The organism is Serratia sp. S4, from assembly GCF_000347995.1.
GTDB lineage: Bacteria > Pseudomonadota > Gammaproteobacteria > Enterobacterales > Enterobacteriaceae > Serratia > Serratia quinivorans.
In genome coordinates this window covers 4,845,193-4,859,317 of record NZ_KB661120.1, presented here as the reverse complement: position 1 = coordinate 4,859,317, position 14,125 = coordinate 4,845,193, and the positions used below count along the sequence as shown (strand labels likewise).

The window sequence follows — 14,125 nt, the reverse complement described above, 5'->3', positions numbered from 1 at the left end:
GGAGAGTAAAAATGAAAGTTCGTGCTTCCGTCAAGAAATTATGTCGTAACTGCAAAATCGTTAAGCGTAACGGTGTCGTTCGTGTGATTTGCAGCGCCGAGCCGAAGCATAAACAGCGTCAAGGCTGATTATCTCGCATATTTTTCTTGCAAAGTTGGGTTGAGCTGGCTAGATTAGCCAGCCAATCTTTTGTATGTAGCTGCAACATTATTTGAGTATCCTGAAAACGGGCTTTTCAGAATGGTGTTGCCGTATAAAATAGTAGGAGTGCATAGTGGCCCGTATAGCAGGCATTAACATTCCTGATCATAAACATACCGTAATCGCCTTAACGTCGATCTTCGGAATCGGTAAAACCCGCTCACAGTCTATCTGTGCGTCTACGGGTATTGCTGAACATGTTAAGATCAGTGAGCTGTCTGAAGAGCAAATTGAACAGCTGCGTGAAGCAGTCGCCAAATTCACTGTAGAAGGTGATTTGCGTCGTGAAGTTACCCTGAGCATCAAGCGTCTGATGGATCTTGGTACTTACCGTGGTTTGCGTCATCGTCGTGGTCTGCCAGTTCGCGGTCAGCGTACTAAGACCAACGCACGTACCCGTAAGGGTCCGCGTAAACCAATCAAGAAATAATCAGGGTGATTGAATAATGGCAAAGGCACCTGTTCGTACACGTAAGCGTGTAAGAAAACAAGTCTCTGACGGCGTGGCTCATGTCCATGCGTCTTTCAACAACACCATTGTGACTATTACCGATCGTCAGGGTAATGCATTGGGTTGGGCAACTGCCGGTGGTTCTGGTTTCCGTGGTTCTCGTAAGTCAACTCCGTTTGCAGCTCAGGTTGCAGCCGAACGTTGTGCTGACGCAGTAAAAGAATACGGTATCAAGAATCTGGAAGTTATGGTTAAGGGACCGGGTCCAGGCCGCGAATCAACTATTCGTGCTCTGAACGCCGCTGGTTTCCGCATCACTAATATTACTGATGTGACTCCTATCCCTCACAACGGTTGTCGTCCGCCGAAAAAGCGCCGCGTATAACGTAAGCTTTTAGGTTTGTTGGAGAAAGAAAATGGCAAGATATTTGGGTCCTAAGCTCAAGCTTAGCCGCCGTGAGGGCACAGACTTGTTCCTGAAGTCTGGCGTTCGCGCGATCGATACCAAGTGTAAAATTGAGCAACCGCCTGGTCAACACGGTGCGCGTAAACCGCGTCTGTCTGACTATGGTGTACAGTTACGTGAGAAGCAAAAAGTTCGCCGTATGTACGGTGTTCTGGAGCGTCAATTCCGTAACTATTACAAAGAAGCAGCACGCCTGAAGGGCAACACCGGTGCAAACCTGTTGCAACTGCTGGAAGGTCGTTTGGACAACGTTGTTTACCGTATGGGCTTCGGCGCTACTCGTTCAGAGTCACGTCAGTTGGTTAGCCACAAAGCAATTATGGTAAATGGTCGCGTTGTTAACATCGCTTCTTATCAGGTATCTCCGAATGACGTAGTCAGCATCCGCGAGAAGGCTAAAAAGCAATCTCGTGTTAAAGCTTCTCTGGAGCTGGCTGAGCAGCGTGAAAAGCCGACCTGGCTTGAAGTTGATGCTGCTAAGATGGAAGGCGTGTTCAAGCGTATGCCTGAACGTACCGATCTGTCTGCGGACATTAACGAACACCTGATCGTCGAGCTTTACTCCAAGTAAGGCTTAGTACCAAAGAGAGGACACAATGCAGGGTTCTGTGACAGAGTTTCTAAAACCGCGCCTGGTAGATATCGAGCAAGTCAGTTCGACGCACGCCAAGGTGACCCTTGAGCCGTTAGAGCGTGGCTTTGGCCATACTCTCGGCAATGCACTGCGCCGTATTCTGCTTTCGTCTATGCCGGGTTGCGCGGTGACCGAGGTTGAGATTGATGGTGTACTGCATGAGTACAGCACCAAAGAAGGCGTACAGGAAGATATCCTGGAGATCCTGCTCAACCTGAAAGGGCTGGCGGTGAGAGTTCAAGGGAAAGATGAAGTTATCCTTACCCTGAATAAATCTGGCATTGGCCCTGTGACCGCTGCCGACATTACCCATGATGGTGATGTCGAAATCGTCAAGCCTCAGCACGTGATCTGCCACCTGACCGATGAAAACGCTGCTATCAGCATGCGTATCAAAGTTCAACGTGGTCGTGGTTATGTGCCGGCTTCTGCCCGAATTCATTCGGAAGAAGATGAGCGCCCGATCGGTCGTCTGTTGGTTGACGCCTGCTATAGCCCTGTAGAGCGTATTGCCTACAATGTTGAAGCAGCGCGTGTAGAACAGCGTACTGACCTGGACAAGCTGGTCATCGAAATGGAAACCAATGGCACGATCGATCCTGAAGAGGCGATCCGCCGTGCGGCTACCATCCTGGCTGAACAACTTGAAGCTTTTGTTGACTTACGTGATGTTCGTCAACCAGAAGTTAAAGAAGAGAAACCAGAATTCGATCCGATTCTGCTGCGCCCTGTTGACGATCTGGAATTGACTGTCCGCTCTGCTAACTGCCTTAAGGCAGAAGCTATCCACTACATCGGTGATCTGGTACAGCGTACCGAGGTTGAGTTGCTGAAAACGCCGAACCTGGGTAAAAAATCTCTTACTGAGATTAAAGACGTGCTGGCCTCCCGTGGACTGTCACTGGGCATGCGCCTGGAAAACTGGCCACCGGCAAGCATTGCTGACGAGTAACCGGATCACAGGTTAAGGTTTTACTGAGAAGGATAAGGTCATGCGCCATCGTAAGAGTGGTCGTCAACTGAACCGTAACAGCAGCCATCGCCAGGCTATGTTCCGTAACATGGCCGGCTCTTTGGTTCGTCATGAGATCATCAAGACGACCTTGCCAAAAGCAAAAGAGCTGCGTCGCGTTGTTGAGCCGCTGATTACTCTTGCCAAGACCGACAGCGTAGCTAATCGTCGTCTGGCATTCGCCCGTACTCGTGATAACGAGATCGTGGCAAAACTGTTTAACGAGCTGGGCCCGCGTTTCGCGAGCCGTGCCGGTGGTTACACTCGCATTCTGAAGTGTGGCTTCCGCGCAGGCGACAACGCGCCGATGGCATACATCGAGCTGGTTGATCGTGCTGAGTCTCAAGCAGAAGTAGCAACTGCAGAGTAATCTGTGGACGCGTGAAAAAACCGGGCTTGCCCGGTTTTTTTACGTCTATCGTCAGCCAAACGTGCGTTCTTTCCCCGCTAGACTTAAGATCCCCGTCCCTATCCGCTATGCTAACGCTATTAACATGAGTACCGATTTCTTGCATGGTGAATATCAACGTGCACTGAGTGGAAAATTTTCACCGGAGAAAGAGTGATGCTTAAAATTGGCCAACTGGCAAAGCTTGCTGACGTGACCCCTGACACCGTGCGTTACTACGAGAAGCAGGGAATGATGGATCATAACATCCGTACCGAGGGCGGTTATCGGTTGTATAGCCAGCAAGACTTGCAGCGGTTACGTTTTATCCGTTATGCCAAACAACTCGGTTTTACATTGGAAACCATTGCTGAACTATTATCTATCCGGGTTGACCCTGTACATCATACCTGTCGGGAGTCGAAGTCGATCGTCGATGCACGGCTCAGTGAAGTAGAGAATAAGCTTAAAGAGCTGACTCGGATGCGTGAGTCGCTAAAGCGCCTCAGCGATGCTTGCTGCGGTAGCGCGCATACCAGCAATTATTGCTCGATTTTGGAAGCGCTAGAACAGGGTGCCAGTGATGAAAAGGCAAGAAAAGACGCCTGAAAGGGCTGGCGGCTCTTTAATTTTTACACGGGCAGCAGTATTATCGCCGAGATTTATATCCATACATAAACAAGGAGAATTACCATGACTAAATACCGTCATACCAAAGGCCAGATACAGGACAATGCCATTGAGGCACTGTTGCACGATCCGTTATTCCGCCAAAGGATTGAGAAAAATACCAAAGGGAAAGGCAGCTACCGGCGTAAAGACAAACACGCAAAAGGCGGTAACTGGGAGGCCAGTGGTAAACTATCAAAGGATAATTTACCACTGGCCTTCTGGTTTTAAGGCATTAAAAAAGCCATCTGAGTAAGATGGCTTTTTAGTAATTCCAGATAAACTATTTTATAGTTTTGGCTGTTGCTGTTGGCTCAGTAAATCGCGAATTTCAGTCAGCAGTTTTTCTTCTGCAGTTGGCGCAGGCGGCGCTGCCGGCGCTTCTTCCTGTTTACGGCGTACTTTATTCATTAATTTAATTGCCAGGAAAATAGCGAAGGCAACAATCACGAAATCGAAAATGGTTTGGATGAATGAACCGTAGTTCATCACTACTGCAGGAACCGCGCCTTGAGCTTCGCGTAATACCAGGTGGAATTGTTTGAAATCAACCCCACCGATCAGCAAGCCTAGCGGTGGCATGATGATATCTGCAACGAAAGACGATACGATCTTACCAAACGCCGCACCAATAATTACACCCACTGCCAAGTCAACCACGTTGCCACGCATGGCAAATTCGCGGAACTCTTTCATCATACTCATAGAACGCACCCCTTGCAGAATTTAATAACTCAAGTTTAACAAAGCAATTTCCCTTTGCCACAAAAGGAGCGAAAAGTTTTATCTCTTTCTATGGCAGAGAACAACCTCGCAATTATAGACCATTCATTACTACATTTGTTCTACAGGAAGAAAGGACTTGGCTGGAACAGCCGCTCAACGTCAGGAACGAACTTTTTATCGGTTATAAACATAATGACGTGATCGCCCTGTTCGATTTTGCTGTTGCCGTTGGCAATAATAACGTCATCACCGCGCACAATGGCGCCAATAGTAGTACCTGGCGGCAATTTAATATTTTCAACGGTGCGGCCAACCACTTTTGAGGTGCTTTCGTCACCGTGTGCAATGGCTTCGATGGCTTCCGCGACGCCGCGACGGAGTGAGGAAACGCTGACGATATCCGCTTTCCGCACATGGCCCAACAGCGCTGAAATGGTGGCTTGTTGTGGAGAAATTGCAATGTCGATGACGCTGCCTTGTACCAGGTCAACATAGGCACGACGCTGAATCAGCACCATTACCTTTTTGGCCCCCATACGTTTGGCGAGCATGGCGGACATGATATTTGCTTCGTCATCGTTGGTGATGGCGATAAAAACATCCACCTGATCAACATGTTCTTCTGCCAGCAGCTCCTGGTCAGAAGCATCGCCATAAAATACGATGGTGTCATGCAGTTGTTCGGCCAGCTCTGCGGCACGTTGCTGATTACGTTCAATCAGCTTCACGTTGTAAGATTTCTCCAACCTTTGCGCCAGGCCTGCGCCGACGTTGCCACCGCCAACAATCATGATGCGTTTATAGGGCTTTTCCAGTCGTTGCAACTCACTCATTACCGCACGGATATGCTGTGATGCAGCTACAAAGAACACTTCATCGCCAGCCTCAATAATGGTGGAGCCCTGCGGTCGAATCGGTCGATCCTGACGGAAGATAGCGGCGACGCGAGTATCAATATGCGGCATATGCTCGCGCATTGAAGACAAGGCATTACCCACCAATGGCCCACCGTAGTAGGCTTTTACCGCGGCAATGCTGACTTTGCCCTCTGCAAAGTTGACCACCTGCAGCGCACCTGGATACTCAATCAATTTATAGATGTAGTCGATAACCAGCTGTTCTGGTGAGATCAGGTGGTCGATGGGTACCGCTTCAGGGTGAAACAGCTTCTCTGACTCGCGGATATATTCTGGCGCACGGATACGGGCGATTCGGTTAGGTGTATTAAACAGCGAGTAGGCAATCTGACAGGCAATCATGTTGGTTTCGTCCGAATTAGTGACGGCAACCAGCATATCGGCATCTTCCGCCCCCGCTTCCCGGAGTACACGTGGATGAGAGCCGTAGCCCTGAACGACCCGCAGGTCGAACTTATCCTGTAACTGACGCAGGCGGCCGGAATCGGTATCCACGACGGTAATATCGTTATTTTCACCCACCAGGTTTTCTGCCAGTGTCCCGCCAACCTGACCCGCGCCAAGAATAATTATTTTCATTCGCTTCTCTGCTTCACACTGAAACCGCTGAAGATTATCTGAAAGGGCGCAACAGCCGCGCCCAGAGTACTGAACAGCTACATTTTAATCAGCTTAGCGTAAAAGAAGCCATCCCCATCCTCTGGATGCGGAAGATTCTGTCGGCCAGGCTGCTGCTGGTTGCCGGTCTCAACCAGACGGGCATCGGCATGACGCTGGAGGAAGGCGCTAACCTGCTCAGCATTTTCTGCCGGCAAGATCGAGCAGGTGGCATATACCATCACTCCTCCGCTTTTGAGATGCGGCCAGATGGCCTCAATAATCTCGGCCTGCAGCGCGGCCAGTTCAGCGATATCACTGTCGCGTCGTAACCATTTAATATCTGGGTGACGGCGGATCACACCGGTGGCAGAGCAAGGAGCATCCAGCAAAATGCGATCGAATTGCTTGTCGCCGCACCATTGTTGCGGAGTGCGGCCATCGCCTTGCTTTACTTCGGCGTGTAAACGCAGACGTTGCAGGTTTTCTTTGACCCGCTTCAGGCGTTGTTCATCGATATCGACGGCCATCACATGGGCTTTGGGAGCCGCCTCTAAAATATGGGTAGTTTTTCCACCGGGAGCCGCACACAAATCGAGGATCTGTTCCCCGTCTTGCGGATCCAGCAGATCGACACAGCCTTGCGCTGAGGCATCCTGCACGGTGACCCAGCCGTCGGCAAAGCCTGGCAGGTCGGTAACGGCGCAGGGCGCCAGCAGGCGCACCGCATCGCGATATTCGGCATGAGGTTCCGCGGCAATACCGGCCTGTTCCATCAACTGCAAGTAGTCTTCGCGAGTATGATGCAAACGGTTGACGCGCAGCCACATTGGCGGTTTCTGATTATTGGCATCGACGATCTGCTCCCACTGTGCGGGATAGGCCTGCTGGATACGTTTCAACAGCCAGCTCGGGTGCAGATAGCGGCTGTCATTATTGGCAGCGCGTTGCAGTAATTCTTCCTGCTGGCGTTGGAACTGGCGCAATACGCCGTTGATCAGGCCCTTAAGCTGCGGGCGTTTCAGCGCTACTGCGCCTTCTACGGTTTCCGCCAGCACCGCATGAGCGGGGATACGGGTATACAGCAGTTGGTATAAGCCGACCATCAACAAATAGTGCAGCGTGCGCTGCTTGCCGGTCATTGGCTTGGCCATTAATTGTTGAATACACCATTCCAACTGTGGCAGGACGCGCAGGGTGCCAAAGCACAGTTCCTGCAACAGAGCACGATCCTTGTCAGAAATGGTTTTTTGCAGTGACGGCAGGACAGTACTGAGTGACTGGCCCTGATCCAACACCTGACCGATGGCAATGGCTGCGATGCTGCGGAGATTGTAATTGTTTTTCATAGGCTAAAGCTGATAACGATCGGCATTAAGAAAGAAACAGCCCGGCGATTATTGGCCGGGCAGTGGGGGCGGTTTATAACCGGTTGCCCGGTGTAAACCATTCACGACGTGAGTTCAGCAAATCCTGAGCAGACATGGGTTTTTTGCCTGCCGGCTGCAGTTGAGTCAGGTTAAGAATGCCCTCGGCGGTCGCCACCTGAATACCGTGCTTGTCGGCATGGATGATGGTGCCAGGTTCTGCATCCGCGTTTTGTGCCAGCACCGTTGCCTGCCACACTTTCACCGGTTGATCGTCAATGGTGAAGTAACTGACTGGCCACGGGTTGAAGGCACGAACGCAGCGTTCAAGCTGCACGGCGGGCAGGTTCCAGTCCAGGCGGGCTTCTTCTTTGCTCAACTTTTCGGCATAGGTGACCAGCGATTCATCCTGCACTTCACGTTTCGCCGTACCTGCAGCCATCTGCTGCAACGTGGTCAGCATGCCCTGCGGGCCGAGCTGCGCCAGTTTATCGTACAGGCTGGCGCTGGTGTCATCGGCTTCGATCGGGCAGGCAATCTTGTGCATCATATCGCCGGTGTCCAAACCCACGTCCATCTGCATGATGGTAACGCCGGTTTCATAATCGCCGGCCCACAGTGAACGTTGGATCGGTGCGGCTCCACGCCAGCGAGGCAGCAGTGAACCATGGACGTTGATGCAACCGAGTCGCGGCATATCCAACACCGCTTTGGGTAGAATCAGACCATAAGCCACGACCACCATGACATCGGCGTTGAGATCGGCAACCAGGTGCTGGTTCTCTTCCGGGCGCAGTGATTTGGGCTGAAACACCGGTAAATGGTGCTGCTCGGCCAGAACCTTGACTGGGCTGGGCGTCAGCTTATTGCCGCGACCCGCAGGGCGGTCGGGTTGAGTGAAAACCCCGACAATCTGGTGCCCAGATGACAACAGCGCGTCAAGATGACGCGCTGCGAAGTCTGGAGTTCCGGCGAAAATAATCCGTAAAGAGTCAGACACGTTGATTTCCTGATCGGTTAGGCGCGGGCGTTAAGCTTGGCCATTTTTTCCAGTTTCTGACGGATTCGCTGGCGCTTGAGTGGCGACAGGTAATCGACGAACAGCTTGCCTACCAGGTGGTCCATCTCATGCTGGATACAAATGGCCAACAGGTCGTCGGCTTCCAGCTCAAAAGGTTTGCCGTCACGGTCCAGCGCTCTGATTTTCACAGCAGCGGCGCGCGGGACTAAAGCACGTTGTTCAGGAATGGAAAGGCAGCCTTCCTCAATCCCGGTTTCACCGCTTTTTTCCAGCAGTTCCGGGTTGATCAGCACCAGGCGCTGATCGCGGTTCTCAGAAACATCAATGACGATAATGCGCTGATGGATATCCACCTGTGTCGCAGCCAGGCCAATGCCTTCCTCTGCGTACATGGTTTCAAACATATCATCCACGATGCGCTGGATATTCGCATTGACTTCTTTTACCGGGGCCGCGACTTTGCGCAGCCGGTCATCTGGGTAATGTAATACCTGCAATACTGACATATATCTTGAGATCTGTATCCGAGTGATAAACGAGGTTTAGCTTCTATTCTAGACATTTCCCAGCCTGATTGACAGCATTGCGCACCAATTGCTCGAATTGGTAATACCACCATTTTCTGCGAGGGAACAGGCGATGCAGGCACAGGAAATCGGCTTACGGATGCGTGGGGTCACCGGGCTGGGGGCGGCGCAGGCCAGCCAGATTATACGGCAGATGGTGGCGACTGGAGGAGAGCCTTATCTCCTGTTACGAGAGTTGGGGTTGAATGACCGACAGCAGGCCCAGTTTCGTCAGGTAGATCCGCGCTATCTGGCGGCTACGCTTGCCTGGTTGGAACAGCCCGGCAACTTGATGTGGGTCTACGGTGAGGTTGGTTACCCAGAACTCTTGCTCCCTATCGATGATGCTCCGCTGTTGCTGCTGGTAAAGGGGAATCCGGATGCTGCGCAGCAGCCGCAAATCGCCATGGTAGGTAGCCGTCAGTTTAGTCATTACGGTGAACACTGGGCCAATTACTTTGCCACCGGATTAGTGCACTGCGGGTTTACCATCACCAGTGGTCTGGCGCTTGGCATTGACAGTATTTGCCACCGCGCGGCGCTGGCGGCGGAAGGAGGAACGGTAGCGGTATTAGGCAGCGGCCTGGACAACATCTATCCGCGCCGACATCGCCGCCTGGCAGAACGAATTGTTGAGAACGGTGGGGCGTTGATCTCTGAATATCTGGTCACGGATCTGCCGATGCCCGACCATTTTCCTCGTCGTAACCGTATCATTAGTGGATTGAGTCTGGGTGTGGTGGTGATTGAAGCCTCTTTGCGCAGTGGAACGCTGATTACCGCACGTTATGCGCTGGAGCAGGGGCGTGAAGTGTTCGCTTTACCTGGGGCGCTGGGTAATCCGATGAGCGAAGGCATGCATTGGTTGATCCAACAGGGAGCCTATCTGGTTACCGGCCCGAAAGAGATCGCTGAACAACTGGGAAGTGGGCTGCATTGGCTGTCACTGAACGAAAATACAACTATTTGTGCGTCAGAGGCCGAAGTTGAATTGCCATTTGCCGATGTGTTGGCTAACGTAGGAGATGAGGTGACACCTGTTGACGTCGTCGCTGAACGTGCCGGCCAACCTGTGCCAGAGGTGGTAATCAAATTACTCGATCTGGAGTTAGCAGGGTGGATCGCAGCTGTACCCGGCGGCTATGTCCGAATAAGGAGGGCAGGCCATGTTCGACGTACTGATGTACTTGTTTGAAACTTATATCCACAATGAACCAGAGATGCGCGTCGATCAGGATCAACTGACTGATGATCTCGCTCAGGCGGGGTTTCATCGGGATGATATCTACAACGCGTTGAATTGGCTTGAAAAACTCGCCGACCTGCAGGAAGGCGAAAATGCGCCTTATTTTATGGATGCCGATCCGCTGGCAATGCGGATTTACACCGAAGAAGAAGGCGTGCGTTTGGATGCCAGTTGCCGTGGTTTCCTCCTGTTCCTGGAGCAGATTCAGGTATTGAACCTCGAAACCCGTGAAATGGTTATCGATCGTGTTATGGCTTTGGATAACACGGAATTCGATCTCGAAGATCTGAAATGGGTGGTGCTGATGGTGCTGTTTAATATCCCCGGATATGAAAGTGCCTATCAGCAAATGGAAGAACTGTTGTTTGAAGTAAACGAAGGTTATCTGCACTGAGCCGATAACATGCATAGAAGAAGTTATGACAAAAGCCGCGATTTTTGCCGCCAGGCAAAATGAACCCTGTCCGGAATGCGGGGCCGAGCTGGTGATCCGCAGTGGTCGCCACGGCCCCTTCCTCGGCTGTACCCGTTACCCTGAATGCCAACATATCCGGCCGCTGAAAGCGCAGGCCGATGGCCATATCGTCAAAATGCTGGATGGACAGGAATGTCCAAAATGCCAGGCGACGCTGGCCTTGCGCCAGGGACGTTACGGCATGTTTATCGCTTGCAGTAACTACCCGGAGTGCGACCACACCGAGGTCATCGATAAGCCTGACGAAACCAGTATCAGCTGTCCGCAGTGCGAACAGGGCAAATTGCTGCAGCGGAAATCGCGCTATGGCAAAGTGTTCCACTCATGCGATCGCTACCCTGAATGCCAGTTTGTTCTCAATTTCAAACCCGTTGCCGGTGAGTGTGAGTACTGCCACTATCCGTTACTGATGGAAAAGCGCACGGCGAAAGGTCCAACCCTTTGCTGTGCGAGTAAACTTTGCGGGAAACCCGTAGTAACCACAGAATAATGACATCATGAGCTCAGAATCCACAGCCATCTTCACGCCAATTATTGACGCACTGCATAATCAACAGGTCATTGCCTATCCGACCGAGGCGGTGTTTGGCCTGGGTTGCGATCCCGACAGTGAGCATGCGGTTAATGCCTTACTGGCACTGAAACAGCGCCCATGGGAAAAAGGATTGATCCTGATTGCAGCGGATTACGCACAGCTAACACCTTATATAGATGACACTGCGTTGAACGAACAGCAACGCGCTACGATGTTTGCCAGTTGGCCGGGGCCGGTCACCTGGGTGATCCCTGCCCGGTCGGAAACCTCGCGTTTGCTGACCGGCCGTTTCAATTCGTTGGCGGTACGTGTTAGCGATCATCCGTTGGTACAGCAACTTTGTCGGCAGTTTGGCAAACCGCTGGTATCGACCAGCGCCAACCTCAGCGGGCAGGAGCCTTGCCGTAGTGTCGATGAAGTGCAGCAGCAGTTTGGTGCCGCTTTCCCGGTGCTGGCCGGCAGCGTCGGTGGCCGTCTTAATCCTTCCGAAATCAGAGATGTCCTGACCGGTGAGCAGATCCGTCAAGGCTAGAGGCAACGTGCATGGAGAAGTTTGCAGTATTCGGTAACCCTATCGGTCACAGCAAGTCACCGCGTATTCATGCGCTATTTGCCGCGCAAACAGGGATAGAACATCCCTATGGCACTGTGCTGGCGCCACTGGATGGTTTCGAAACCACTTTGCAGACGTTTATTCAGGCGGGTGGCAAGGGAGCGAACGTCACGGTTCCTTTTAAAGAAAATGCTTATGAAGCGGCGACCGAACTGAGTCAACGAGCCTCGCTGGCCGGTGCGGTAAATACCTTGAAGATACTGCCAGACGGTGGGTTACTGGGTGACAACACTGACGGGATCGGCCTGCTGACCGATCTTGAACGTCAGGGGTTGATCCAACCCAAGGATCGTATCCTGTTGGTGGGTGCTGGTGGCGCGGCACGTGGCGCGATCTTACCGCTACTGTCTTTTGGTTGTGAAGTGGTGATCACCAACCGTACTTTTAGCCGTGCGCAGACATTGGCACAGGTATTCCAGCATCTGGGTGAAATATCCGCGTTACCCCTGGATCAACTTGATCAACAGCGGTTTGATTTAGTGATTAACGCTACGGCATCCGGTATCAGCGGTGACATCCCGGCGCTACCGGTTGGTACGGTCAATGGCCATACGCGTTGTTATGACATGTTTTATCAGCAGGGATTAACTCCGTTTCTGGCTTGGGCGCAGCAACAGGGTGCCACAGAATATGCCGACGGTTTAGGGATGCTGGTGGGGCAGGCCGCGCATGCGTTCCTGCTGTGGCATGGTGTGATGCCGGAGATTGAACCGGTATTACGCCAGCTGCGTCACGAACTGGCAGTGTAACTCTGAGCCCGTTCCCTGAGCGGTAACGGGCGCCAGTCAGATATCCTCTGACAAATATTCGTCTTTCCAACGTACATAGTTAGTAGAAGAGTAAAGCAACCCTTCCCGTTCCGCAGCGGTCAATGGGCGAACCTGGCGTGCCGGGCTGCCCATATAGAGATAGCCGCTCTCCAGGCGTTTACCTGGTGCGACCAGGCTGCCGGCACCAATCATCACATCATCTTCTATTACTGCACCATCCAACAGGATCGAGCCCATACCTACCAGCACCCGATTGCCTATGGCGCAGCCATGCAACATGGCCTTGTGCCCAACAGTAACGTCTTCACCGATCAATAATGGGTAACCCTCAGGGTTATATTCAGACTTATGGGTTACGTGCAACACGCTGCCATCCTGAATATTGCTGCGTGCACCTATTTTTACTGCGTTCACATCTCCGCGGATAGCAACCAACGGCCAGATACTGACGTCATCGGCCAGCTCAACGTTACCGATCACCACACTGGAAGGGTCGATCATGACGCGCAGGCCCAGTTTGGGAGAGTAATGAAGGTAAGAACGTACTGCATCAGACATGGTAATAGCCTCGCATCGGGATCATATTTACCGGCAATACTAGACGTTGGCGGTGGAATTACAACCAACTGAAGTGATGGATCCTGCGGAAAACGGCCCTGATCGCGCAAGATCCACCCGAAAGGGCCGAAAAGTGTGCAAACAGTAAGAAAAGATCAAAAAAGGGGTTGTGCAAAAAACTCGGTTCCCTATAATGCGCCTCCATCGACACGGCGCAAGTGATTCACTTCACATAGCGGCCGGGAAGAAAGAGAAAAAATCCTGAAAATTAGGGGTTGACTCTGAAAGAGGAAAGCGTAATATACGCCACCTCGAGATAGCAAGCTACGGCGGCTAACTCACTGCTCTTTAACAATTTATCAGACAATCTGTGTGGGCACTCCACAAGACGATATCCAGAACCTTCGGGTTCGAAAAAATATCAAGTCTTGAAGAGTGACCAAGCAATAAGTTGTTTTGTTGGCTTGTCCAACTGAATGACTATTACGAAAGTTATTTTCGAGCATCGCTTCACGAGTTGAAGCAAATCAAGCTTTTAATTGAAGAGTTTGATCATGGCTCAGATTGAACGCTGGCGGCAGGCCTAACACATGCAAGTCGAGCGGTAGCACAAGAGAGCTTGCTCTCTGGGTGACGAGCGGCGGACGGGTGAGTAATGTCTGGGAAACTGCCTGATGGAGGGGGATAACTACTGGAAACGGTAGCTAATACCGCATAACGTCTTCGGACCAAAGTGGGGGACCTTCGGGCCTCACGCCATCAGATGTGCCCAGATGGGATTAGCTAGTAGGTGGGGTAATGGCTCACCTAGGCGACGATCCCTAGCTGGTCTGAGAGGATGACCAGCCACACTGGAACTGAGACACGGTCCAGACTCCTACGGGAGGCAGCAGTGGGGAATATTGCACAATGG

At 51.9% G+C, this 14,125-nt stretch carries 19 protein-coding genes and 1 other annotated feature; of the genes, 13 read left to right on the top strand and 6 right to left on the bottom strand.

Annotated elements, in window-relative coordinates; translation table 11 throughout:
• Positions 1-11: 11 nt before the first annotated feature.
• From rpmJ to SERS4_RS0123345, 8 genes are all read left to right on the top strand, one after another.
• Positions 12-128, top strand: coding sequence for a 50S ribosomal protein L36 (gene rpmJ, locus SERS4_RS26625; RefSeq protein WP_002227352.1), 117 nt, complete (start codon positions 12-14; stop codon positions 126-128).
• 146 nt (positions 129-274) lie between these two features.
• On the top strand, positions 275-631 hold the full coding sequence (rpsM, locus tag SERS4_RS0123375; RefSeq protein ID WP_012147213.1) for a 30S ribosomal protein S13: 357 nt from the start codon (positions 275-277) through the stop codon (positions 629-631).
• A 16-nt stretch (positions 632-647) separates the two neighbouring features.
• Positions 648-1,037, top strand: a complete 390-nt coding sequence (gene rpsK, locus SERS4_RS0123370) for a 30S ribosomal protein S11 (protein ID WP_004951128.1) — start codon at positions 648-650, stop codon at positions 1,035-1,037.
• Positions 1,038-1,068: 31 nt separating this feature from the next.
• Entirely contained in the window at positions 1,069-1,689 is a 621-nt protein-coding gene (rpsD, locus tag SERS4_RS0123365; RefSeq protein ID WP_012147212.1) for a 30S ribosomal protein S4, read from the top strand.
• Between the two features lie 25 nt (positions 1,690-1,714).
• The gene (gene rpoA / locus SERS4_RS0123360; protein ID WP_002919219.1) at positions 1,715-2,704 is read left to right on the top strand and encodes a DNA-directed RNA polymerase subunit alpha; all 990 of its coding nucleotides are present in this window, start codon (positions 1,715-1,717) and stop codon (positions 2,702-2,704) included.
• Between the two features lie 40 nt (positions 2,705-2,744).
• Complete coding sequence (rplQ, locus tag SERS4_RS0123355; RefSeq protein ID WP_004929726.1) at positions 2,745-3,134, top strand: 50S ribosomal protein L17; 390 nt, start codon at positions 2,745-2,747, stop codon at positions 3,132-3,134.
• 195 nt (positions 3,135-3,329) lie between these two features.
• Entirely contained in the window at positions 3,330-3,761 is a 432-nt protein-coding gene (gene zntR / locus SERS4_RS0123350) for a Zn(2+)-responsive transcriptional regulator (protein ID WP_017894248.1), read from the top strand.
• An 84-nt stretch (positions 3,762-3,845) separates the two neighbouring features.
• On the top strand, positions 3,846-4,052 hold the full coding sequence (locus tag SERS4_RS0123345) for an alternative ribosome-rescue factor A (protein WP_012147210.1): 207 nt from the start codon (positions 3,846-3,848) through the stop codon (positions 4,050-4,052).
• Positions 4,053-4,109: 57 nt separating this feature from the next.
• Here SERS4_RS0123345 and mscL read toward each other — a convergent pair whose 3' ends face one another.
• The 5 genes from mscL to def form a co-directional block, all read right to left on the bottom strand.
• Positions 4,110-4,526, bottom strand: coding sequence for a large-conductance mechanosensitive channel protein MscL (gene mscL / locus SERS4_RS0123340; RefSeq protein ID WP_012147209.1), 417 nt, complete (start codon positions 4,524-4,526; stop codon positions 4,110-4,112).
• 140 nt (positions 4,527-4,666) lie between these two features.
• Positions 4,667-6,043: a Trk system potassium transporter TrkA gene (gene trkA, locus SERS4_RS0123335; RefSeq protein ID WP_012147208.1), complete on the bottom strand. Its 1,377-nt coding sequence runs from the start codon at positions 6,041-6,043 to the stop codon at positions 4,667-4,669.
• Positions 6,044-6,120: 77 nt separating this feature from the next.
• On the bottom strand, positions 6,121-7,410 hold the full coding sequence (gene rsmB, locus SERS4_RS0123330) for a 16S rRNA (cytosine(967)-C(5))-methyltransferase RsmB (protein WP_017894247.1): 1,290 nt from the start codon (positions 7,408-7,410) through the stop codon (positions 6,121-6,123).
• A gap of 73 nt (positions 7,411-7,483) precedes the next feature.
• Positions 7,484-8,428, bottom strand: coding sequence for a methionyl-tRNA formyltransferase (gene fmt, locus SERS4_RS0123325; RefSeq protein ID WP_017894246.1), 945 nt, complete (start codon positions 8,426-8,428; stop codon positions 7,484-7,486).
• 17 nt (positions 8,429-8,445) lie between these two features.
• Positions 8,446-8,955 (bottom strand): peptide deformylase, encoded by a 510-nt coding sequence (gene def / locus SERS4_RS0123320; protein ID WP_012147205.1) that lies wholly within the window; start codon positions 8,953-8,955, stop codon positions 8,446-8,448.
• A 133-nt stretch (positions 8,956-9,088) separates the two neighbouring features.
• Between def and dprA the strand changes: the two genes are divergently transcribed.
• The 5 genes from dprA to aroE are packed head-to-tail and all read left to right on the top strand — an operon-like array spanning position 9,089 to position 12,633.
• Positions 9,089-10,210: a DNA-protecting protein DprA gene (gene dprA / locus SERS4_RS0123315; RefSeq protein ID WP_017894245.1), complete on the top strand. Its 1,122-nt coding sequence runs from the start codon at positions 9,089-9,091 to the stop codon at positions 10,208-10,210.
• Positions 10,182-10,655: a DUF494 family protein Smg gene (gene smg, locus SERS4_RS0123310; RefSeq protein ID WP_012147203.1), complete on the top strand. Its 474-nt coding sequence runs from the start codon at positions 10,182-10,184 to the stop codon at positions 10,653-10,655. The genes dprA and smg overlap by 29 nt, the downstream gene beginning before the upstream one ends.
• A 25-nt stretch (positions 10,656-10,680) precedes the next feature.
• Positions 10,681-11,226 (top strand): type I DNA topoisomerase, encoded by a 546-nt coding sequence (locus SERS4_RS0123305; RefSeq protein ID WP_012147202.1) that lies wholly within the window; start codon positions 10,681-10,683, stop codon positions 11,224-11,226.
• Positions 11,227-11,233: 7 nt separating this feature from the next.
• Positions 11,234-11,803: an L-threonylcarbamoyladenylate synthase type 1 TsaC gene (gene tsaC, locus SERS4_RS0123300; RefSeq protein WP_017894244.1), complete on the top strand. Its 570-nt coding sequence runs from the start codon at positions 11,234-11,236 to the stop codon at positions 11,801-11,803.
• Positions 11,804-11,814: 11 nt separating this feature from the next.
• Entirely contained in the window at positions 11,815-12,633 is an 819-nt protein-coding gene (aroE, locus tag SERS4_RS0123295) for a shikimate dehydrogenase (RefSeq protein ID WP_012147200.1), read from the top strand.
• A gap of 36 nt (positions 12,634-12,669) precedes the next feature.
• Here aroE and SERS4_RS0123290 read toward each other — a convergent pair whose 3' ends face one another.
• Positions 12,670-13,212 (bottom strand): gamma carbonic anhydrase family protein, encoded by a 543-nt coding sequence (locus SERS4_RS0123290; RefSeq protein ID WP_012147199.1) that lies wholly within the window; start codon positions 13,210-13,212, stop codon positions 12,670-12,672.
• Between the two features lie 582 nt (positions 13,213-13,794).
• Positions 13,795-14,109 (top strand) — a sequence feature (16S ribosomal RNA rRNA prediction is too short).
• The last annotated feature ends 16 nt before the right edge of the window (positions 14,110-14,125 follow it).